The 22,958-nt window shown below is 59.7% G+C and carries 17 protein-coding genes; 9 read left to right on the top strand and 8 right to left on the bottom strand.

The window, feature by feature from the left end; all coding sequences use genetic code 11:
* Window position 1 precedes the first annotated feature (1 nt).
* From FHT92_RS18995 to FHT92_RS18975, 5 genes are all read left to right on the top strand, one after another.
* Window positions 2-784, top strand: a complete 783-nt coding sequence (locus FHT92_RS18995; RefSeq protein WP_183828198.1) for a carnitinyl-CoA dehydratase — start codon at window positions 2-4, stop codon at window positions 782-784.
* Window positions 785-904: 120 nt separating this feature from the next.
* Window positions 905-2,494: an ABC transporter substrate-binding protein gene (locus tag FHT92_RS18990; protein ID WP_183828195.1), complete on the top strand. Its 1,590-nt coding sequence runs from the start codon at window positions 905-907 to the stop codon at window positions 2,492-2,494.
* 91 nt (window positions 2,495-2,585) lie between these two features.
* The gene (locus FHT92_RS18985; protein ID WP_183828192.1) at window positions 2,586-3,593 is read left to right on the top strand and encodes an ABC transporter permease; all 1,008 of its coding nucleotides are present in this window, start codon (window positions 2,586-2,588) and stop codon (window positions 3,591-3,593) included.
* Complete coding sequence (locus FHT92_RS18980) at window positions 3,590-4,417, top strand: ABC transporter permease (RefSeq protein WP_183828189.1); 828 nt, start codon at window positions 3,590-3,592, stop codon at window positions 4,415-4,417. Before FHT92_RS18985 ends, FHT92_RS18980 begins: the two co-directional genes overlap by 4 nt.
* A complete protein-coding gene (locus tag FHT92_RS18975; RefSeq protein WP_183828185.1) occupies window positions 4,410-6,041 on the top strand; it encodes an ABC transporter ATP-binding protein in 1,632 nt (543 codons plus the stop codon). Before FHT92_RS18980 ends, FHT92_RS18975 begins: the two co-directional genes overlap by 8 nt.
* Before the next feature lie 57 nt (window positions 6,042-6,098).
* Here the strand turns inward: FHT92_RS18975 and FHT92_RS18970 are convergent, their stop codons facing one another.
* Window positions 6,099-6,884 carry a helix-turn-helix domain-containing protein gene (locus tag FHT92_RS18970; protein ID WP_183828182.1) on the bottom strand — a complete coding sequence of 262 codons (786 nt, stop codon included), beginning with the start codon at window positions 6,882-6,884 and terminating at the stop codon, window positions 6,099-6,101.
* A 121-nt stretch (window positions 6,885-7,005) separates the two neighbouring features.
* Here FHT92_RS18970 and FHT92_RS18965 point away from each other — a divergent pair, with 121 nt between their 5' ends.
* Both FHT92_RS18965 and FHT92_RS18960 read left to right on the top strand, forming a co-directional pair.
* The gene (locus FHT92_RS18965) at window positions 7,006-8,586 is read left to right on the top strand and encodes an ABC transporter substrate-binding protein (protein ID WP_183828179.1); all 1,581 of its coding nucleotides are present in this window, start codon (window positions 7,006-7,008) and stop codon (window positions 8,584-8,586) included.
* Window positions 8,587-8,607: 21 nt separating this feature from the next.
* Window positions 8,608-10,611, top strand: a complete 2,004-nt coding sequence (locus tag FHT92_RS18960) for a CocE/NonD family hydrolase (protein ID WP_183828177.1) — start codon at window positions 8,608-8,610, stop codon at window positions 10,609-10,611.
* A 3-nt stretch (window positions 10,612-10,614) separates the two neighbouring features.
* Here FHT92_RS18960 and FHT92_RS18955 read toward each other — a convergent pair whose 3' ends face one another.
* On the bottom strand, window positions 10,615-11,529 hold the full coding sequence (locus FHT92_RS18955; RefSeq protein ID WP_183828174.1) for an alpha/beta hydrolase: 915 nt from the start codon (window positions 11,527-11,529) through the stop codon (window positions 10,615-10,617).
* 408 nt (window positions 11,530-11,937) lie between these two features.
* Here FHT92_RS18955 and betC point away from each other — a divergent pair, with 408 nt between their 5' ends.
* Complete coding sequence (gene betC / locus FHT92_RS18950; protein ID WP_183828171.1) at window positions 11,938-13,452, top strand: choline-sulfatase; 1,515 nt, start codon at window positions 11,938-11,940, stop codon at window positions 13,450-13,452.
* Window positions 13,453-13,678: 226 nt separating this feature from the next.
* Here betC and FHT92_RS18945 read toward each other — a convergent pair whose 3' ends face one another.
* On the bottom strand, window positions 13,679-14,602 hold the full coding sequence (locus FHT92_RS18945) for a hypothetical protein (RefSeq protein WP_183828168.1): 924 nt from the start codon (window positions 14,600-14,602) through the stop codon (window positions 13,679-13,681).
* Window positions 14,603-15,706: 1,104 nt separating this feature from the next.
* Here FHT92_RS18945 and FHT92_RS18940 point away from each other — a divergent pair.
* On the top strand, window positions 15,707-16,030 hold the full coding sequence (locus FHT92_RS18940; protein WP_183748134.1) for a GCG_CRPN prefix-to-repeats domain-containing protein: 324 nt from the start codon (window positions 15,707-15,709) through the stop codon (window positions 16,028-16,030).
* 85 nt (window positions 16,031-16,115) lie between these two features.
* Here FHT92_RS18940 and FHT92_RS18935 read toward each other — a convergent pair whose 3' ends face one another.
* The 5 genes from FHT92_RS18935 to FHT92_RS18915 form a co-directional block, all read right to left on the bottom strand.
* Window positions 16,116-18,233: a carboxy terminal-processing peptidase gene (locus FHT92_RS18935; protein WP_183828515.1), complete on the bottom strand. Its 2,118-nt coding sequence runs from the start codon at window positions 18,231-18,233 to the stop codon at window positions 16,116-16,118.
* A gap of 275 nt (window positions 18,234-18,508) precedes the next feature.
* A complete protein-coding gene (locus FHT92_RS18930; protein WP_183828165.1) occupies window positions 18,509-19,408 on the bottom strand; it encodes a carbohydrate ABC transporter permease in 900 nt (299 codons plus the stop codon).
* A gap of 10 nt (window positions 19,409-19,418) precedes the next feature.
* The gene (locus FHT92_RS18925; protein ID WP_183748130.1) at window positions 19,419-20,351 is read right to left on the bottom strand and encodes a carbohydrate ABC transporter permease; all 933 of its coding nucleotides are present in this window, start codon (window positions 20,349-20,351) and stop codon (window positions 19,419-19,421) included.
* 81 nt (window positions 20,352-20,432) lie between these two features.
* Complete coding sequence (locus FHT92_RS18920; RefSeq protein WP_183748128.1) at window positions 20,433-21,737, bottom strand: ABC transporter substrate-binding protein; 1,305 nt, start codon at window positions 21,735-21,737, stop codon at window positions 20,433-20,435.
* Between the two features lie 144 nt (window positions 21,738-21,881).
* Window positions 21,882-22,949 carry an ABC transporter ATP-binding protein gene (locus FHT92_RS18915; RefSeq protein WP_183828162.1) on the bottom strand — a complete coding sequence of 356 codons (1,068 nt, stop codon included), beginning with the start codon at window positions 22,947-22,949 and terminating at the stop codon, window positions 21,882-21,884.
* Window positions 22,950-22,958 lie beyond the last annotated feature (9 nt).

The following is a 22,958-nucleotide window of genomic DNA, read 5'->3' as shown; positions in this document are numbered from 1 at the left end:
GTTGAGCGAGCCCATTCGGACCCGACGGGTCGGCGCAGTGCTGGAAGTCATCATCGACCGGCCGAAGGCGAACGTCATCGACCTTGCGACCAGCCGCGCCATGGGACTGATATTCCGTGATTTCCGCGACGACCCCGCGCTCCGCGTCGCAATCATCTCCGGCGCAGGCGAGAAATTCTTCTGCGCCGGATGGGACCTGAAGGCTGCCGCGGCAGGCGACGCGGTCGACGGAGACTATGGCGTCGGCGGTTTCGGCGGGCTGCAGGAACTGCGCGACCTCAACAAACCGGTCATCTGTGCCGTCAACGGCATCTGTTGCGGCGGCGGGCTGGAGATCGCTCTCTCTGCCGACCTGATCCTCGCCGCCGAACATGCGACCTTCGCACTTCCGGAAATCCGCTCCGGCACGGTTGCCGATGCCGCCTCGGTGAAGCTGCCGAAGCGCATCCCCTATCATATCGCCATGGACATGCTTTTGACCGGCCGCTGGCTGGACGTTCAGGAAGCGAACCGCTGGGGTTTCGTCAACGAAATCCTGCCAGCGGACAAGCTGATGGACCGGGCTTGGGATCTTGCCCGCCTGCTCGAAAGCGGGCCGCCGCTTGTCTACGCGGCAATCAAGGAAATCGTCCGTGAATCGGAGGGTTCGACCTTCCAGACTGCCATGAACAAGATCACCAAACGGCAATTTGCAACGGTCGACCGGCTTTACTCGAGCGAGGACCAATTAGAAGGCGCACGGGCTTTCGCCGAGAAACGAAGCCCTATCTGGAAAGGACGGTAATAAGGCGGCGGCAACCGCATCATCTTCCCGCAAGCGTGCGGGCACCCGGACGGAAGAGGAAACCGCTCGGGGATTATGCCCAAAAATCGAAGTCAACGCACCATAAGAAGGAGAAGGGGAATGAACGACTACACGAAATATCTCGCAAGCCGGGTGACCGCCGGTGGCCTCAGCCGCCGCGAATTCCTGGGGCGCGCCATGGCAGCCGGCCTGACGCTTGCCGTTGCCGACAAGCTCTTCACCGAAAGTGCCGAAGCCGCCGAACCGAAGCGTGGCGGTCACCTAAAGCTTGGCCTGGAGGGCGGGGCTGCAACCGATTCCAAGGACCCGGCGAAATTTCTGTCGCAGTTCATGTTCTGCGTCGGTCGCTGCTGGGGCGACATGCTTGTCGAATCCGACCCGCTGACGGGTGCTGCCGTACCGGCGCTTGCCGAATCCTGGGAACCGTCGAAGGATGCGGCGACCTGGACCTTCAAGATCCGCAAGGGCGTCAAGTTTCACAACGGCAAGGAAATGACGATCGATGACGTGGTTGCGACACTCAAGCGTCATACCGACAAGGCATCGGAATCCGGCGCGCTCGGAGTCCTCGGCTCGATCAAGGAAATCAAGGCCGACGGCGGCAACCTCGTACTGACGCTTTCGGAAGGCAATGCGGATATGCCGCTGCTCTTGACCGACTATCATCTGGTCATCCAGCCGAATGGCGGTGTCGACGATCCGCTCGCCTCGATCGGTACCGGTCCGTACAAACTCACGAGCTTCGAGCCTGGCGTGCGCGCCACTTTCGAAAAGAACAAGGACGACTGGCGCACCGATCGTGGTTACGTCGATTCCATCGAAATCATCGGCATGAACGACGCCACGGCGCGCATCGCGGCTCTCTCGTCCGGCCAGGTGCACTACATCAACCGCGTCGATCCGAAGACGGTCGACCTTTTGAAGCGCGCACCGAACGTCGAGATCCTTTCGACTGCCGGGCGCGGCCACTATGTCTTCATCATGCATTGCGACAAGGCGCCGTTCGACAATAACGACCTGCGTCTCGCGCTCAAATACGCCATGGACCGCGAAACCATGGTGCAGAAGATCCTCGGCGGCTACGGCAAAGTCGGCAACGACTTCCCGATCAACAGCACCTACGCGCTCTTTCCCGAAGGGATCGAGCAGCGCGCCTACGATCCGGACAAGGCGGCCTTCCACTACAAGAAATCCGGCCATAGCGGCTCGGTTCTGCTGCGCACCTCGGAGGTTGCCTTCCCCGGTGCCGTCGATGCGGCCGTGCTTTACCAGGAAAGCTGCAAGAAAGCCGGCATCGAGATAGAGGTCAAGCGCGAGCCCGGCGACGGATATTGGACGAACGTCTGGAACGTGCAGCCTTTCTCGACCTCCTACTGGGGTGGTCGCCCGACGCAGGATCAGATGTATTCCACCGCCTATCTGTCGACGGCCGACTGGAACGACACCCGCTTCAAGCGTCCGGATTTCGATAAGCTGCTTCTCCAGGCGCGCTCCGAACTCGACGAGGCCAAGCGCAAGGACCTCTATCGGTCGATGGCGATGATGGTGCGCGACGAGGGCGGCGTCATCCTGCCGATGTTCAACGACTTCGTGAACGCCTCCACCAAGCAGGTGAAGGGCTACGTCCACGACATCGGCAACGACATGTCGAACGGCTATGTCGCAACCCGCGTCTGGCTGGAGGCCTGACGCCGGGCGTCTGCCTTCCGATCTCCAGGCAAGCCGGGACCGTGGGACAAAACCTGCGGTCCTCCTGACGTTTCAGCGCGAGGCCATCACCATGTCCAGTCCGACCTCAGGCAATATCCTGCCCGGTCTCAGGTTCCGGCAGCGTTTTCCGCTGCTTGCCCTCATTCTCGAGCGCTTCGTGCTCAGCATCATCCTGCTCTTTGCCGTCTCCATCCTCATTTTCGGCGGTCTGGAAGCCCTTCCCGGCGATTTCGCCACGACTTATCTCGGCCAGTCGGCAACGCCGCAGGCGGTTGCCAATATCCGCAAGGATCTCGGCCTCGACCGGCCGGTGACGACACGATATGTCGAGTGGCTGGGCAATGCCGTGCAAGGGGATTTCGGTACATCCTGGGCCAGCAAGAACTCCGTCAGCGAACAGATCGGCAAGCGGCTCGGCAATTCGCTGTTTCTGGCGGGCTTTGCCGCACTGATCTCCGTGCCGCTTGCCGTCGGCCTTGGCATGGTTTCCGTGCATTTTCGGGGCCGCCTGCCGGACAAGATCATCAACATCATTTCGCTGGCGGCGATTTCGTTGCCAGAATTCTTCGTCGGCTACCTGCTGATCATGTTTTTTGCAGTGAAGTTCGGCGTCGCCACCTTTCCTGCCACCGTCTATGAGAGCATGAGCTTCGCCGACCGGCTGAAGGCGATTGCCCTGCCGACAGCGACCCTCGTTCTCGTCGTGCTGGCCCACATGATGCGCATGACACGCGCAGCAATCCTCTCGGTCATGTCGTCGGCCTATATGGAGACGGCAGAGCTGAAGGGCCTTTCGGCGTTTCGCTCGATAGTCAAGCATGCCGCACCGAACGCGCTTGCGCCGATCATCAACGTCGTGGCGCTGAACCTCGCCTATCTGGTGGTCGGCGTGGTCGTCGTCGAGGTGGTTTTCGTCTATCCCGGCATGGGCCAGTATATGGTCGATGCCGTGACGGTGCGCGACATGCCGGTGGTTCAGGCCTGCGGTCTGATCTTTGCGGCCGTCTATATCTTCCTCAACATGCTGGCCGACATTCTCGCCATCATTGCCAACCCCCGGCTGAGGCATCCAAGATGAGATTGAGAGATATCCCCATCACCGCCTGGATCGGCATGAGCGGCATCGCGATTGCCTTCGTCTTCGCTCTCTTCGCACCCTTCATCGCTCCCTACGGGGAGACCGAAGTCGTCGGTAGCGTCTGGCAGATGCCGGATGCCCAATATGTCTTCGGCCTCGACAATCTCGGCCGCGATATCCTCTCGCGGCTGATCTACGGCGCACGTACGACGCTTTTCGTCGCGCTTGCCGCAACCGTCATCTCCTTTTCGCTCGGCGTCATCCTGAGCTTTACGGCAGCCGTCTCGCGCGGGCTGATCGACATGGTCTTCTCGCGCTTCAACGACCTGATGATGTCGATCCCAACGCTGATCTTCGCACTCGTGGTCCTGGCAGTGCTGCCACAGAACATCATCGTGCTGATCCTCGTCATGGCAATCCTCGATTCCACCCGCGTCTATCGTCTCGGCCGCGCCGTGGCGCTCGATGTCGCGGTCATGGAATTCGTCGAGGCGGCCAAACTTCGCGGCGAAGGAAAACTTTGGATCATCTTCCGCGAGATCCTCCCGAACACGCTGACGCCGCTGCTGGCCGAGTTCGGCCTGCGATTTGCCTTTTCGATCCTCTTTCTGTCGACGCTGTCCTTCCTCGGCCTCGGCATCCAGCCGCCATCGGCGGACTGGGGCGGTATGGTCAAGGACAATAAGGACGGCATCATATTCGGTATTTCGGCAGCGCTCGTGCCGGGCAGCGCGATTGCCATCCTTGCCGTCTGCGTCAATCTGGTTGTCGACTGGCTTTTGAAACGAACCTCGAGCCTCAAGGGAGGGCGTGGCGATGCCTGATCTTCTTTCCGTCCGCAATCTCAAGATCGAAGCCACCAGCTATCCGCCGGGCGAGGCACCTAAGCGCGTGACCATCGTCGACGGCGTTTCCTTTGATTTGCAGAAAGGCCGGGTGCTCGGTCTGATCGGCGAATCCGGTGCCGGCAAGTCGACGATCGGGCTCTCGGCACTTGCCTATGGTCGGGGCGGTGCCGAGATCACCGGCGGAGAGGTGCTGCTCGATGGCGACAATATTCTTGGCCTTGGCAGGAGTGGCATCAGGCATATCCGCGGCGCCCGCGTCTGCTATGTGGCTCAGTCGGCCGCGGCCGCCTTCAATCCTGCCCACCGGCTCGGTGACCAGGTGATCGAGGCTTCCGTCAAACACGGGCTGATGAGCAAACAGGAGGCGAAAAAGCGAGCGCTCTATCTGTTTCAGGTGCTTGGCCTTCCCCATCCCGAAAGTTTTGGCGAACGCTTCCCGCATCAGGTTTCGGGCGGCCAGTTACAGCGCGCCATGACGGCGATGGCGCTTTGTTCCAACCCCGAACTGATCGTTTTCGACGAACCGACGACGGCACTTGACGTCACCACTCAGATCGACGTGCTGGCGGCAATCAAGCATGCGATCGAGGCAACCCATACGGCTGCCCTCTATATCACCCATGATCTCGCCGTCGTCGCTCAGATCTCCGACGACATCATGGTGCTGCGCCATGGCAACACGGTGGAATACGGCAGTGTTCAGCAGATCATCGAAGAACCACGGGAGGATTATACCCGCGCCCTCGTCAACGTGCGCCAGACGCTGCGACAGGAAGCGGCCGATCAGTCCGATGCATTGTTGAAAGTCGAAAACGTCAGTGCGGAATATTCCAATGGCTTCAAGGTCCTCAACGATGTCAGCTTGCATGTCCCGAAGGGGCAGACGCTGGCAATCGTCGGCGAGTCGGGCTCAGGGAAGTCTACGCTCGCCCGCGCCATCACCGGGCTGTTGGCACCGACCGCAGGCAAGATTTCCTTCGCCGGAAAGCCGTTGACGCCCGACCTCAGACGCCGCCCGCGCGATGACCTGCGCCGCATCCAGCTCATCTACCAGATGGCCGACACTGCGATGAACCCCCGACAGACCGTGCGCGACATCATCGGGCGGCCGCTTACCTTCTACTACGGCCTCAGAGGCGCCGAAAAGACCGCTCGGGTGAAGGAATTGCTCGACCAGATCGAGATGGGCAACGGCTTTTTGAACCGCTACCCGGCAGAGCTCTCAGGCGGCCAAAAGCAGCGGGTGGCGATTGCGCGTGCTCTTGCCGCCAAACCCGAGCTTATTCTGTGCGACGAGCCGACCTCGGCACTCGACCCGCTGGTTGCCGAAGGCATCCTGAAGCTGCTGTTGAAGCTGCAGGAAGAGGAACATCTCTCCTACGTCTTCATCACTCACGACATCGCTATCGTGCGCGCAATCGCCGACAGCGTCGCGGTCATGCATCGCGGCAGGCTCGTCCGCTTCGGTCCCAAATCCCAAGCGCTATCGCCGCCCTTCGACGATTACACCGACCTGTTGCTGAAATCTGTGCCCGAGATGGAGATTGGCTGGCTGGAGCGGGTACTGACGACGCGGAAGATGGCAAGCGCTGGAAATTGAAGGCTGGAATTTGCCGCGCTCATCCGCATCTGATCGCTTCGTCGCAAATCGGTGTCATCAATACTCTGCCGGCACCGCATACACTTCCGCGGATGGATCTGCGAGGAATGAGCGCACCGTCGGTGGCAGTTGGCGTGAAGATAGCGGCACTGGTCCGCAGCGCGACAGAAGTTCGCGCAGGTTGGGCTCGGCGCCGACATGGCGCCAGATCATCCGCGACGCATAGGGAAGGTTTTCCTTTCGCCACGAGACTCCCATGGTCGTCCCGCGCAGGTAGATGCGCTGGTACGCGTCGAATGGCAGGAGGATCGTCTGTGACAGTATCGGGTTCGGGCCGACGACTCGCTCCGTAATGAAGATCCGGTTTCGATAAAAGGCCGCAAGGCCAATGTATTTTGAAAACTGCTGGATGCCGTTTCCAGGGTCACGCAGACGCTCCATTGATTTGACATGCACAAGCCCACCTTTTTCCAGAATGCGGCTGCACGAACAGACAATCATTCCCGGCCAGGACGGTGAGCGATGATAGGTCTGGAAATAGCCGATGTGGCGCCGGAGCGAGGTCAAATCTCCTGGGAACGCCTTTAGCAGTTCGGAACTTTGATTGAGGTCGAGAGTCGGTTTGCGAAGCCGCTCGCGAAAGAGCCTGGGAGCGAGACTAAAGTCGGCTGCGTCGAGATCGAAATACTTGGCTATGCGCGCGAGATTATGGGCAGATGGCCTCGTCTGGCCGTTGATATATCGATTGAATTGCTGCCTGTTGATATCGATCGCGCGGCACAGATGCGAAATGGAGCGCTGCGTGGCACAGGCAACCTTGAGGTTCTCGACGAGGTGAGGCATCGGCGGCTCCGTCTTAATGATAGTAGCGTAAACTCGCTTAAAGACGCGTCAAGTCGCGAAATTGCATGAAGCACCCTGATCTCTACGTTCCCTTCTCATAAAATTGAAAAAGGGAACTGCAATGATACGTCAAAAGGATCAATCTTCGCCTCTGAGTATCGGCCGCCGTCACTTCCTGAGCGGCGCCGTCGCGTTCGGCGCTTTGCCTGCCCTCACCTCCGGCCTCCTGATGCCGCACGATGCCCGCGCGCAGGAAGCGAAGCGCGGTGGTCATCTGAAGCTCGGCCTCAAAGGCGGCGCCACCAGCGATGCCCTCGACCCTGCGACCTACAGCGCCTCCGTATTGTTCGTGATTGGCCGTCTCTGGGGCGACACACTCGTCGAATCCGACCCCAAGACCGGTGCACCCTTGCCGTCGCTGGCGACGTCATGGACACCATCGGCGGATGCATCCGTCTGGACTTTCAAGATCAGGAACGACGTGCAGTTTCACGACGGTAGCAAGATGACCGTGGCCGACATCGTCGCGACACTGAAGCGACATGCGGACAAGAATTCGCAGTCGGGTGCTCTGGGGCTCATGGCCTCTATCACCGGTATCGAAGAGAAAGCGGGCGACCTTGTCCTCACACTTTCGGAAGGCAATGCGGACCTGCCTTTGCTTTTGACAGACTATCACCTCATCATCCAGGCGAAGGGCGGGGTCGACAAGCCTGCGGCGGCCATCGGTACAGGTCCTTACATTTTAAAAAGCTTCGAACCGGGCGTTCGCGCAACCTTCGAGAAGAACCCGAAGGATTGGCGTTCCGACCGCGGCTTTGTCGACAGCGTCGAAATCCTCGTCATCAACGACAACACCGCCCGCGTTGCCGCACTTGCCTCCGGCCAGGTCCATTTCGTCAACAATGTCGACCCCAAAACCGTCGCGATGTTGCAGCGAGCACCGACCGTTGACATCCTCCGTAATGCAGGCAAGGGCTTCTATTGTTTCCTGATGCATTGCGACACGGCTCCCTTCGACAATGCCGATCTTCGGCTTGCGTTGAAATATGCCATCGATCGTCAGGCGATCCTCGACAAGGTTCTGGGCGGCTACGGAACGATCGGCAACGACTATCCGGTCAATTCCAACTACGCCCTCGCCCCGACCGATATCGAGCAGCGCCCTTATGATCCGGACAAGGCCGCGTTCCACTTCAAGAAATCGGGTCTCGACCGCTCGATCCAGCTGCTCACGTCAGACGCAGCCTTTCCGGGCGCAGTGGATGCGGCGATCCTGTTCCAACAAAGCGCGCGCAAAGCCGGCATCACGATCGACGTCAAGCGCGAACCGGAAGACGGCTACTGGACCAATGTCTGGAACAAGCAGCCCTTCTGCGCCTCATTCTGGGGCGGTCGTCCGACCCAGGATTCGCGCTATTCCACCTCCTACCTGTCGACCGCAGAATGGAACGACACGCGTTTCAAGCGCCCGGACTTCGACAAATTGGTTCTGCAAGCACGGTCTGAACTCGATGAGGCCAAGCGCAAGGCGCTTTATCGGCAATTGGCGCTGATGGTGCGGGACGATGGCGGTCTGATCCTGCCCGTCTTCAACGACTACATCATGGCCTCATCGAAAACGCTGAAAGGATATGACGATGATATCGGCAATGATATGTCCAACGGCTACATCGGCAGCCGTGTCTGGCTTAATGCCTAAAGTTCTCCTGGATATATGACGATGTCAGACCGCAGCTTCACGACCATCGAAAATCAGTGGATCACCTTGAAGGACGGCACGCGGCTCGCCGCACGCATCTGGATGCCCGACGGTGCGGAGAAGGATCCCGTGCCGGCGGTCTTCGAGTTCCTGCCCTATCGCAAGCGCGACGGGACAAGCCTGCGTGATGAATCCACCTACCCCGTCTTCGCTGCAGCCGGGATTGCCGGCGTGCGTGTCGACATCAGAGGCTCCGGCGAATCCAGCGGCATCATCGATGGCGAATATACCGAACTCGAGCTTGCCAATGCCTGCGAGCTGATCGCCTGGATCGCAGCGCAACCGTGGTCGAACGGCTCTGTCGGCATGATGGGCATTTCCTGGGGCGGCTTCAACTGCCTGCAGGTCGCAGCCTTGAAGCCCCCGGCGCTCAAGGCGGTGATTTCGATCGCGTCCACGGTCGACCGCTATAATGACGACATCCACTACAAGAACGGCTGCCATCTCTCCGCCCAGCTTTCCTGGGCGGCGACCATGCTTGCCTACCAATCGCGCGCCCCCGATCCGGCCATCGTCGGCGACGACTGGCGCGATATGTGGCTACAGCGCCTGGAGCAGGAACCCTTTTTTCTGGAGGAATGGCTGGAGCATCAGCGCCGTGACGATTTCTGGCGGCATGGATCGATCTGCGAAGGCTTCGCGGGCTTCGATATTCCCGCCATCGTCATCGCCGGCTGGGCGGATGGCTATCGCAACACGCCGTTGCTGGCCGTTGAGGGTCTCGGCGAGAAGGCGAAGGCGCTGATCGGTCCGTGGATCCACAAATATCCGCATTTCGCCTGGCCGAAGCCGCGGGCCGATTTTCATGGCGAAGCCATCGCCTGGTGGAACCGCTGGCTGCGCGGCGAGGGTAACGGGGCGGAGGCTACGCCATCTTTACGCGCCTATATTCTCGATGCGATAAAGCCCGCCACGCGCCGCGATTTCGACCCTGGTTTCTGGATCGCCAAACATAGTTGGCAGCAGCCGGACATGCAGTGCTTTTATGTCGAGCAGTTCGGCGCCTTGATGGAAGGCATGCCGATCCCACATGCGCCGGAACATCCCGTTTATCTGCGCTCGCCGCTCGATACGGGCACTTCCTCAGGCGAATGGTTCACTCTGAAGCCGGATGCGGAGCTGGCGATCGATCAGCGCCTCGATGACGCCGGATCGCTGACCTTCCAGACCGCGCCACTGGTCGAAGACCATGATTATCTCGGACGCCCCGCCGTCACATTGAGGCTCAGATGCGACGCCGAAACCGCCAATCTCTGCGCAAGACTCGTCGATGTCCATCCAGACGGCACGGCAACGCGCGTCTCCTTCGGCGTGCTCAATCTCGCTCATCGCAATGGCAATGCTGCACCGGAGCCGCTGAACAAGGGGGAGCTGACGATCATTACCATCACGCTCGATGCCTGCGGCTATCGTTTCCGCAAGGGACACCGTATCCGCCTCTCGCTATCAACGGCCTATTGGCCGATGGTGCTGCCCCCTCCGGAAGATCCGGGGCTGACAATCGACATCGCCTCCATTGGTCTGGCTTTGCCCAAGCTCGGCGCGCATGAGATCATCGACATCAAGCAGCCCGACAATCCCGATCCCCTGCCGAAATATATCGAACACGCACCCGCCTCCACAAAACGGCAGGTGGTGCGCGATCTCTCGGCCGGCGTCACGCGCTATGAAATCCATGAGGATACCGGCCTTTTCGAGCATCCCGGCACCGGTCTTTCCACCCGGCAGCTGCGCGAAGAAACCTGGTCAATCGCGCCGGACGACCCGCTATCGATGACGGGCCGATCCACCTGGACCTGCGACATGCAGCGCCCCGGCTGGTCCGTGACGACGGTTGCGACAGCATCGATTGCCTGCACGGCAACACACTGGATCATCGCCGCCACCGTGGTCGCCCATGAAGGCGGGATAAAGATCTTTGAGAAGGATTTTGGCGAGACGGCAATCGCTCGCGACCTGATGTAGCCGTCAGCGCGATGCGAAGAGCCGTGCTGCCTCGCAGACCGCCTTGAAGCCTGCCCGGGCACCCTCGCTCATATGGCGAGCTCGCAGCCACGCATGCACCATCTGCGGTTCCTCGCGGAACCAGACCTCCACGCCAGCCCGGGCAAGCCGGGCAGCGTAGGTGCGCCCGTCGTCTCGCAACGGATCGAACCGCGCGACCGTGATGAAGGCAGGTGCAAGCCCCTCGACCGATACCGCGTGAAGCGGCGCGGCGACGGGATGGTGCGAGGGAGCCTGCAGGATTTCGCGATAATAGGCGACATCAGCCGCGGTCAGGCCGGGTGCATTTGCCATTTCTACATAGGAGCCCTTCTGCAGGTCGCCGCCCAATGCCGGATAGACGAGGACCTGACCGGCGACACCGGGTAGGCCCTCCTCCAGCGCTCTGATGGCGAGCCCCGCCGCCAGATTGGCGCCGGCGCTATCGCCGATGACGACGACCTTGCTTCCGGGGGACGACAGCAGGTGTTTCAAGACGAGGAAGCAATCCTCGCTCTGCGCTGGCCAGCGGTATTCGGGTGCCAGCCGGTAGTCGACGGAAACGAGTTCAGCGCCGGAAAAATCGGCGATTTCAGCGCAGATCGAATGATGACTTTCGAGCGAGCCGACAACGAAACCGCCGCCGTGAAGATAGAGGAGAACGGTCGATGTCGTGATCGTCCGCGGCCGATAGCGGCGGATCGCGATGCGCTGCACCATACCATCGGCATAGACCAGCCCCTGCGGCAGAGCGTGGTCAAACCGCGCGCAGAGCGCATCGTACCATTGCCGTTGCTGCTCGATCGATGCCTCGACCGCATCAGGCGGATAAAAGCCTTCGCAGATCTCCAGGAATTCCAGAATGCTCTCTTCTGTGGGCATCGGTCGGGCAATCGACATCAAGTTCCTTCCGCGTGCTCGCAAGGCACCGTCGAGGCGGCTGGCCAAACAGCCAACACTGCATCATGCACACGCTCCGCAATGACGCCTGTCCTGCCGCGACCGTTCGTGTCGCCGACAGGTCCGTGGCTGGAAAAGACGGCTGCCCGAGCGGCCGGAACAACTGATGTCGGCGGGGCGATAGTTCGTCGTCCCCAATTCGGCTATTTCTTACAGCATCCGGTGCATCCACGCTGCCCAGAGGATCACTCATGCGACGACCAGTGCCGCTTCTGATGATAATGTTAGATCTGACCGGCGCTCGCCTGCTGACCGCCGCCGACAAGCGGTTCCGTCAAGTGGTCGTCAACTGGCGGCGAATGCATCCCTAGACCCTTCAGCCCTTCAAGCAACGAGCAGTCGCAACACATGGCCCGCCCCAATATTCTTATCATCATGGTCGATCAGCTGAATGGCACGCTGTTTCCCGACGGACCGGCAGAGTTCCTTCATGCGCCGAACCTGAAGGAACTGGCGTCACGGTCGGTTCGTTTTGCCAATAGCTATACGGCAAGCCCTCTCTGCGCGCCGGCGCGCGCGTCCTTCATGTCGGGGCAGCTGCCGAGCCGGACGCGCGTCTACGACAATGCGGCCGAATTTGCTTCGGACATTCCGACCTATGCACACCATCTCAGGGCGGCCGGATATCACACCAGCCTGTCGGGCAAGATGCATTTCGTCGGACCGGATCAGTTGCATGGCTTTGAGGAACGCCTGACGACGGATATCTACCCGGCCGATTTCGGTTGGACTCCCGATTACCGCAAGCCTGGTGAACGCATCGACTGGTGGTATCATAATCTTGGATCCGTCACGGGTGCCGGAATTGCGGAAATTACCAACCAGCTGGAATACGACGACGAGGTTGCCTACAACGCTACCCGAAAGCTCTACGACCTGTCGCGCCGTCAAGACGACCGTCCCTGGTGTCTGACTGTCAGCTTCACCCATCCTCACGATCCTTATGTGGCCAGGCGCAAATTCTGGGATCTCTACGAGGACTGCCCAGCCCTCGACCCGACCGTTCCGCCACTGCCTTTCGATGAGATGGATCGGCATTCGCAACGCCTGCTCGAGGCCTGCGACCATACGGCCTTCGATATTACCGCCGAGCAGATTCGCCGGGCCAGGCGCGGCTATTTCGCCAATATCTCCTATGTCGACGAGAAAGTCGGGGAAATCCTCGACGTCTTGGAGCGCGGACGCATGCGCGACAACACCGTCATCCTGTTCGTCTCGGACCACGGGGACATGCTCGGCGAGCGCGGCCTGTGGTTCAAGATGTGTTTTTTCGATGGGTCTGCCCGCGTGCCGCTGATGATCGCCGCGCCCGGTTGGCGACCCGCGGTGATTGATCAACCGGTTTCGACGCTCGACATCACGCCGACACTTGCCGGCCTTGCCGGTCTCGATATCGCGGCGATTGCCAACTGGACGGATGGCGAGAATCTGGCGCAACTGGTGGATGGCTCGGGCAGGCGCAGCCCCGTCTTGATGGAATATGCTGCCGAAGGATCGATCGCACCGTTGGTGGCTATTCGCGACGGCCGCTTCAAGCTTACCGTTTGCGAAAAGGATCCTCCTTTGTTGTTCGATCTTCAGCACGACCCTCACGAGCTCGTCAATCTGGCCGACGATCCGGCCCATGCGAACACGCTGGACGCGCTCCTCAATCAAACCAAACTGCGCTGGGACCTCGCAAGTTTCGATGCGGCGGTTCGAGAAAGCCAAGCACGGCGCTGGGTCGTCTATCCTGCGTTGCGTGAAGGATCCTATTATCCCTGGGATTATCAACCCCTGCAAAAGGCTGCCGAGCGCTACATGCGCAATCACATGGATCTGAACGTGCTGGAGGAGAACCAGCGGTTTCCGCGGGGCGAATGACGGCTAGCCTTTGCCTGAGACTCGAGCGACAGCCGTCCCGTGAGAGAGTTCGAAGAGCGCTTGCGGCGGCCGAAAGGCAGAGCCTCCGGCACAACACCGTGCGGAAGGCGCAGGCTTCCGATTGCCAAAGCTGAGCCGTAGCAAGCCCTTAGGACAGAGCCGACATTGCCCCTTGTCACTCAAGGGGCAATGAAGCCAGCGAGACCGAAAGATCCCCTAGGGAAGATCAGGGGTTCGTTGTCTCGCTGCTCGTGGCGGAGGTCTCTGTCGCATCCACGCTTTGTGCGGCTTCGGTCGTTGTCGCCGTACTCTCCGTTCCGGTCTCGGAGCCTTCCGCAGCCACGGCAGGGTCAGCCGTCTCGCTACCCTCAGCCGTCTCGCCAGCCGGCGGTTCGGTTGTTGGCGTCTCTGCCGCCGGGGCTGCGGCGGCCATCGCCTCTCTCATCTGGTCGATCGTTCCAACAGCCGTGCCGATGCCGAGCCTATCCTTTGCCCAACTCAAAGCTTCGGGGCTGACGGTGCCCGTCTTTGTCGCCGAAGCCAGCGCTGCGGTCAGAGCCGCGTCGCCCAAAACCGGATCGTCAGCCGGCGGGGCAACGCCATTTGCCAATTCATACTGCGCGTAGGCGTTGGCGAAAGTTGAGATCGCGGCCATCCTGGGATCCGCGGTGTTCATCAACGCGTGATAGTTACGCTTCAGCGAGTTCAGTCCAGCAAGCTCTGCTGCCGGTTTCTTTGCTGGCCTTGTCGCAGGCGCTGTAGCGACGGTCGTCTTTCTGGCCGTATTCTTCGCGCTGACGGTGTGTTTAGTCGACTTCGTGGTTTTGCCCGAGTTTTCTGCAGTGCGGCCGCTCTCGGTCTTGCCGGCAGAGCGGGCGCTCCCCTTCCCGCCACCGCCGCTCCCGCCGCCGTGACTGCCGCTGTTGCCGCTGCCATGGCCGCCCCCACCACCGCCACTGCCTCCACTGCCTCCACCGTTACCGCCGCCACCGCCATTACCTCCGCCGCCGTTACCCCCACCGTTGCCGCCACCACCGCCGTTACCGCCCTTGGCGAAGGCAGGCGAGAGATCGGTAAAGATGGCATTAAGAGGCGCCAGCGCCAGAGTCGTGGAGAGACAGAGAACGCCGATAATCCTGGAGAGCCGCATGAGATAGTCCTTCCGATATGCACAGGAGCCGTTACATCCTCGGTTATTGAAGCAGCCTGCCCATAAAAATCTAATTGAGCATGTTCTTTCAATTTGAACTTCTTGCCGAATATTTTGACACGAAGAGCCCCGCCCGCCGAGCGGGGCGAGAATGAAGTCGGAATAACCTCGCAATCTCGCAACAGCTTCGGTCGAACGAGCCCCAAAGCTCGCTTGTGAGGCGGCTAACATGGCTGCCTTTCGGCGAGAATTGTGGTATTCCTAAAAAAGATGATTGTTGTGAGGTGGGAGGCAGTTGATGGTCGCGCGAAGGGACATGACAAGCGACGAATGGAAGTGGCTTGTGAGGCTTTGCCAGCATGAAGCGGATAGAGTTCCCCAGCCAATCGAGACGAGGCTAATCGAGCTCGGACTATCCGGGCCGAATGGTCTTTCGAAGGAAGCGAGAGACTTGGTTCAACATGAATTGTTGAGTGAGCGACGGAACCGGCTGCAGGGCCTTCATTGAGTATCTGATCACGTCGTGCCGTTGGTAGCGGTGCAGCCAAGTTTCTCGCCAGGAGGCCCCTGTCGCAGCTCCACAATAGGAACTATTGCCTCGACCCTTCGTTACCTTCGCACAAAGCGAGGTGACGTCATGAAACGAATCATAGGACTACCGGCGGCAGTCTTTGGGTTGATTGCTACTTGCGCCTTTGCTCAGGCCCCATCTGAACCATCGCCGCCTCCATCCCCAGCGCCAGAATCCGGCAGAGAAAATCCACTTCCGCCAAATGTCTCAAGCAAGAACGAAGAGCGTGTGGACCATGATTGGCGTTCGCAGCCGCGGGAGCGCGGCGCCCGGTTTCACATCGAGAACGGCCAGACCAGGATCGACATCAGGTGTGCCGACGGGGATTCTACCAAGGATTGCACCGACGCAGTTCTGCAAGTGCTGGAACATTTGCGGACGTCCGATCCTGACACCAACGATCGACGGGGCGATTACCGGCGTGATCGCTGGGAGCGCGACTAGCAGCTGAAGCTGTCACTCAGGTGAACGACGCTTTCAGCATCGGTTCACCAGGACGGGTGCTAAATCCCCTGACAATCGGAGTAACGAAGATGCGAAAACTTCTAGTCACGGTGGCCCTTCTCGCAGCCGGAGTAACAGCTGGAGCCGCAAATGCCGCGCCTGTTGGCCGTGTCACGGCGCCAGCCGTCGCAAACGTCATGACGGTCGATTATGCATGTGGCCGCGGTTACCATCTGAGCCCGCGCGGCTTTTGCCGACCCAATCGATGGGCACCGCCGCCGCCACGCTTTTACGGCTGGGATCGTCCGCATCGCGGCTGGGAATACAGACGTTACGGTCGTTGGGATCGCGATCGCGACTGGCGTGAATACAGACGCTACGACCGTTGGGACCGCGATGGTGACTGGCGGTAATTAATCCTTTCGCCGGCTGGCCGAAGCTGAGATCGCTTCGGCCGGTCGCCATCGTCGAAAGTGCGCTTGCAGCGCTCGAGCCTGACTACTTCCCGACTGTGTCTCCCGATTGTTTCGTGGCTGCCCTCAGCACGCCTTCCTGCAAATCCGCCACGTCGGCAAGGATGGCGGATGCCTCGTTCAGCAATAGGTCTTTTGCCTTCTTGCGGGCATTTTCAATGGCAATGTCAGCACTCAGGCTGCGCTCGTTTGATTCCAGGCCATCATCTGCGCCGGGATCTTCACCATCGCTCAATTGCGCTCGAGATTTCCTGCGATTTTCTCGCGCAGCCGCTTCTTTGCGACGCTCGGCTTCGTTGAGGGAAACGACGCCTTTCTCGCGCTGCGCCTTGAGGTCGGCGATATCTTTCACGAAAGATTGGAAATCCGGATCGCTCCCGACCCGCGCGTCATGGCGGCTTTGCAATGTCGGCAGCCATTTCGAGATCATATCCGCGGGGGCGTAGTTCAGGGGCTTGATCTGCGCCCACGGCAGGGCATTATCATAACTGGTCTCGCCGAAGCTCTTCGGGTCGGACAGTCCAGGCAAACTGATATCAGGCGTCACGCCGCGCAGTTGCGTCGTACCGCCGTTGATTCGGAAAAACTGCGCGATCGTTACTTTCAGCTCGCCAAATTCGGGTTTGCTGTTGTGAACCATCTGATCGAGATCAACGACGGTCTGAACCGTGCCCTTTCCGAAACTGGGTTCGCCGACGATCACGCCGCGACCGTAATCCTGGATTGCCGCGGCGAAAATCTCCGACGCCGATGCCGAACCGCGATTGATCAGAACACCCATCGGGCCTGTCCAGACAGGCGCTGCAAACTCAGCGCTTCTGACCGCGACCTTACCATCGCTACTGCGTTGCTGGACGACCGGGCCATTGCCGATGAACAGACCGGTCAAATCAATCGCCTCATCCAATGAACCGCCGCCATTGTTGCGCACGTCAACGAGAACGCCGTCGACCTTTTCTTGCTTCAGTTCATCGAGAAGCCTCGCGACATCACGGCTTGCACTTTTGTAGTCCTTGTCCCCTTTGTGCCGCGCCTCGAAATCCTCATAGAATGTCGGCAGCGTGATCACCCCGATTTTGCGGGTGGCCTCGCCGACGTTTACCGACAGCACAGTCTTCCTGGCAGCCTGCTTTTCGAGACTGATTTTATCGCGCACAAGGCTGACGACGCGATGCGTGGCATCTGCTCCGGCATCCGCCGGCAGGATATCCAAGCGCACGACGGAGCCTTTTTTTCCGCGTATCAATTGCACGACTTCATCGAGGCGCGTGCCGACCACTTCTTTTATCGCACCGTCCTTGCCCTGACCGACGCCGGTAATACGGTCTCCGATAGAGAGCTTGCCGGACAACTGGGCCGGACCGCCAGGTACGAGCTCACGGATCGTCGTATAATCGTCGCGCTCCTGCAGGACAGCGCCGATACCAACCAGCGAAAGCTTCATCGAGATATTGAAATCGGCCGAAGCCGTTGCGCCGAAATAGTCCGTGTGCGGGTCGATCGATGTCGCATAGGCCTCCATGAACGACTGAAAGACGTCATCGCTTTTATACTGGTAGGCTCGCTCGATAGCGTTTGCGTAACGTTTGTCGAGCGTTTCGCGAATAGCGGCATCGGTTTTTCCGGCGAGCTTCAACAGCAACCAATCGCTTTTGACGCGCTTGCGCCAAAGCTCATTGCTTTCGGCTTCCGTCTGCGGCCAGGGCTCTTTGTCGCGCAATACGGAATAGTTTTCCTGCACACCGAAATCGAAGTCCTGCTTAAGCAGACTGCGCGCGTAATTCATGCGGTCGACGATACGCTGCTCGTACGCGGCGAAGATGGCAAACGGGATCTTCAAATCCTTGCGATCGATGGCATCGTCGATCTCGCTGCGGTCAGACATGAACTTGTCGATGTCCGCTTGCAGGAAGAGCATGTGGTCCGGATCCAGTGATTTGACGAACCGGTCCATGATCCTGGCAGACAAGGCGTCGTCGAGTGGAATAGGTCTGTAGCTGTATCGCGTGAGAAGTTGTGCGCTCAGCTGAGCAGCTTGCGCCTGTTGCTTTTGCGGCGCCAGGACAGGCAGTGCCGCGACTTCAGCATAGGCGGACTGCGCGATTGCAAGAAATGCACCAAAAAAAACGTAGGCTATGCGCATCCGGCGTTGATCCAATTCATAATGCCTGTTGTCGATGTGCGATCTAGGTGGGGCAATTATGGTTTTTTGGCAACCGACCAATTAATTGCATGGTTTGCAAAGCCGCGAAATTCGTCCCTTCGTCAATGACAATATCCCGCGTAACCAGGACAATACCCGGCAATTCGACCGTCACGAGCCCTCTGCCCGGCGACCAGCGAAGCGCCGGTAAGCGTTCACGGATTGGCGGAAGAAGAACGGTCGGTCAGCGCGTGAGGGCAGCTTCTAGTCCTTGTTCACTCCTTGACCGCCCCCGTCATCGACGAGACGTAATAGTCCACGAAGAACGAGTAGAGGATGACGACGGGCAGCGAGCCGAACAGCGCTCCCGCCATCAGCGATCCCCACTCAAACACGTCCCCACGCACCAGTTCGGTCAGCACGCCAACCGGGATCGTCTTGTTCTCCGACGACTGAATGAAAGTCAGGGCGTAGATGAACTCGTTCCATGACAGGGTGAAGGCGAAGATGCCGGCAGAGATGAGACCGGGTACCGCCAGCGGCAGGATGATCTTCGTCAGGATCTGCCACCGATTGGCGCCGTCCACCAGTGCGCTTTCCTCGAGCTCGAACGGAATCGAGCGGAAGTAACCCATCAGAAGCCATGTGCAGAAGGGAATGAGGAAGGTCGGATAGGTGAAGATCAGCGCGAGGCGCGAGTCATAGATGCCGAGCTTGAAAACGATGAAGGCAAGCGGAATGAACAGGATCGATGGCGGCACGAGATAGGCCAGAAAGATGATGAGACCGACGGAGCGCGAGCCGGTGAAGCGCACACGCTCGATCGCATAGGCACCGAAGACCGATGCCACCAGCGACAGGAAGGTCGAGCAGACGGCGACAAGGATCGTGTTCCACATCCAGCCCGGATAAGACGTTTCGAGGAACAGATATTTGATATGGGCAAGCGTCGGCCCGACAACCCAAAACGGACTGTAATTGCTGTAATCGGTCAGTTGTTCGTTTGGCTTCACCGCGGTGATCGCCATCCAGTAGAACGGGAAGAGCAGCACGAAGACGAAGACCGCCATCGGCAGATAGAGCATCACCACCCGCCGCGGCAGGCGGTTCAGATAACTCATGCCTTCGACATTGTCGGTCAGGGCGGCATTGGCGGTGTTGGAATTGGTCGACATATCTTTCTCCCTAGTCCTGACCGCCCTGCTGCCATTTGCGGCGCTGCAGACCGAAGAAGCTGAACATAATCGCGCCGAGCAGGAACGGGATCATGGCGACTGCGATCGCGGCACCCTCGCCGAGCTGGCCGCCGGGAATGCCGCGTTGGAACGACAATGTCGCCATCAGATGCGTGGCGTTGACCGGCCCGCCCTTGGTCAGCACGTAGATGAGCTGGAAATCCGTGAAGGTGAAGAGCACCGAGAACGTCATCACGACAGCGATGATCGGCGTCAGCATCGGCAACGTCACATAGCGGAAACGCTGCCAGCTGGTCGCCCCGTCAAGCGAGGCGGCTTCCTGCAGCGAAGCCGGAATGGTCTGCAGACCGGCAAGCAGCGAGATCGCCACGAAGGGAATCCCGCGCCAGACATTGGCGATAATGACTGAAATGCGCGCATTGGTGGGATCGCCGAGGAAGTTGATCGGCGCATCGATCAGGCCAAGCTGCATCAGCGACCAGGAAATGATCGAAAACTGGGAATCGTAGATCCACCAGAAGGCCAGGCCCGACAACACGGTCGGCACGACCCAGGGCAGAAGCACGATCGCCCGGAAAAAACTCTTGAACGGCAGATGCTGGTTCAAAAGCAGCGCAAGCCACAGGCCGAGCGCGAACTTCAGCAGCGATGCGATGAACGTATAAAGGACGGTGTTGAAGACCGACAGCCAGAAGACATTGTCGTCCATCAGATATTGGTAGTTTTCCAGACCGATGAAGATACCATCGCGGCCAATGCGGGTATCGGTGAAACCGAGCCAGACACCGAGCCCAAGCGGATAGGTCAGGAAGCAGACCAGGAAGACCGCCGCCGGCAGCATGAACAGGAAGCCGAGCACGTTGTTGTTCTGCAGGAGCGAGGATGCCGATCCGCGCGTATCTCCGGAATTCACCGTCGACATTGCTTATCTCCAGATTGCGATATGCCCTAGGGGCTTGCGGCACGTCGTTTCCGGCATGCCGCAAGTCTTGGAAAGATGGGATCAAACGCGGTAGTAGCGGTTTGCCCGGCGCTCGGCCTCCTTCATCGCATCCTCTGGCGACTTTTGGCCGGTGACAGCGGCGGCATACATGTCGACCAGCACGTAGTCCGCCATAGTCGCCGCCGAGGCATAGCCGAGCGGTCCGGCGTAGCCGTTCGGACGCAGCTTTTCGGACGCAAGCGCGTAAGGCGCATGGACCGGATCGGCAGTCCAGATCGGATTCTTGGCAAACGCCTTCAGAGGCTGGCAGCAATAAGCGCTGGAGCCTTGGATCCAGGCGTTCATCTGATCGGCTTCCATCATGAACTTGATATAGGCCTTTGCGGCCTCTGGATATTTGCTGTGCTTGAAGAGCAGCAGCGAACTCGTCTGGAAAAGTTCCACGCTCTTGCCGACAGGCCCGATCGGGAAGTTCGTCGTGCGGATGTCCTTGGCGATGTCGGCGAGCTTCGGGTCGTTCTTAGCGGTGTAATAGACCGAAACGCCGTTGGCGATCAGCGAAACCTGGCCGGCAAGGAAGGCACGGTTGTTGTTGACGTCCTGCCAGCTTTCCGTGCCCGGAATGAAGGTCGCATAGAGCTCCTTGGCGTAGTTGATCGAAGCCAGCGTTTCCGGGCTGTTGATCGTCACCTTGCCGCCTTCGTCGACCATCTTGCCGCCATGGCTCCAGAGCAGCCAATGGGCATAGTTGTTGCCATCGCCGACGGCCTTCCCGTGCGGGAAGCCGGCGGGGGTGCCCTTAGCTTTCATCGCCTTGCATAGCTCGAGGAAGCCTGCCGTATCCTTCGGAAATTCGCTGAAGCCGGCCGCCTTCACGTGGGTATCGCGATAAACGACCGCATTGCCGATCGTCGTCAGCGGCATGGCAATGAACGTATCCCCGCGCGAAGCATAACCTTTCAAGCCGTCGTACCAGCCGCCATATTTGTTGCCGAGATAATTGGCGAGTTCCGTCAAGTCGACCAGCTTGTCCGGATACTGATGGGCATCGTCGAACCAGCACATGATGAGGTCAGGCCCCGAGCCGACATTGGCAGCGACTGCGGCCTTCGGGCGAATATCTTCCCAGCTCTCCTTGTCGATGCGGACCTCGACGCCGGTGGCCTCGGTGAATTTCTTGGTGTTTGCAAGCCAGGCGTCCTCATCGCCCTTGACGAAGGGCGTCCAGCGCAGCAGGCGCAGGCTCGCGCCGCTTTCCGGCTTATAGGTCGGTTCGGCCTGTGCGAAGGAAGGCCTGATGCCCAGACCGGCGACGCCGGCTGCGGCCGCCGAAGCAGCAAGAAATTCACGTCTCTTGATTGTCATGATATTCCTCCTCATTAAAAAAGCGGGAGAGATTCTCCGACATCCATCTCCCGCTCGATGAACGACGGTACCTGCATCCGGAAATGGGATGCTTGCTGACGGATGAACGGAAGACTCCTCCTCTCCCGCGCTCCGCTGAAGGCGTCAGCCGGTCAACCTCTGGCCGCCTTCGGCATCGAAAAGATGAACATGCGAGGCGTCGATTGCGACATTCAAGCTTTCGCCTGGGCGCGCATTGACGCGTTCGCGGAAGACGCAATTGAGATCGCTGCCGCCGAGTTTCAGCGTGAGATGCGTCTCGTAGCCGGTCGGCTCGATCACCACAATTTCGCCTGACAGGCCATTGGGATCGAGCAAGATATATTCCGGACGAAGTCCGTAGATCAGGTCACGGCCTCTTGCGCTGTCCGGCGCATTGGCAACCGGCAGCGCCGTGCCATCGGCGGTGATGAAGCGGCTTGTGTTTTCGGGATCGAGCCTGCCCTTGATCATGTTCATCGCCGGCGAGCCGATGAAGCCGCCGACGAAGAGATTGACCGGCTTGTCGTAGAGCTCCAGAGGCGAGCCCACTTGTTCGACGATCCCGTCATGCATGACGACGATCTTGTCGGCCATCGTCATCGCTTCGATCTGGTCATGGGTGACGTAAACGGTCGTGGTCTTCAGCCGCTGGTGCAGTTCCTTGATCTCGGCTCGCATGGCGACGCGCAGCTTCGCATCCAGATTGGAGAGCGGCTCATCGAAAAGGAAGACTTCCGGATCGCGCACGATGGCGCGGCCCATGGCGACGCGTTGGCGCTGGCCGCCGGAAAGCTGGCGTGGATAACGGTCGAGCAGCGCATCGAGCCCGAGAATGCCGGCGGCATATTTCACCCGCTTTTCGGCTTCGGCCTTAGGCGCCTTGTTGAGCATCAGCGAAAAGCCCATATTCTGCTGCACCGTCATGTGCGGATAGAGCGCGTAGTTCTGGAAGACCATCGCGATGTCGCGATCCTTCGGCGGCAAGGTGTTCACCACCCGCCCGCCGATCCGGATTTCGCCCGCGGAGATGTTTTCCAGCCCCGCCAGCATGCGCAGCAGCGTGGACTTGCCGCAGCCTGACGGTCCGACCAGGATCACGAATTCGCCATCCGCAATATCGATGTTTACGCCCTTGATGACCGGAAACGCACCGAACGATTTGCGTACATCCGCGAATTGAACGCCTGCCATACTCCCTCC

Source organism: Rhizobium sp. BK377 (assembly GCF_014193935.1).
Taxonomy (GTDB): Bacteria; Pseudomonadota; Alphaproteobacteria; order Rhizobiales; family Rhizobiaceae; genus Rhizobium.
Note: the sequence above shows the minus strand (reverse complement) of the source record. Positions and strands in the feature narration are given on the sequence as shown.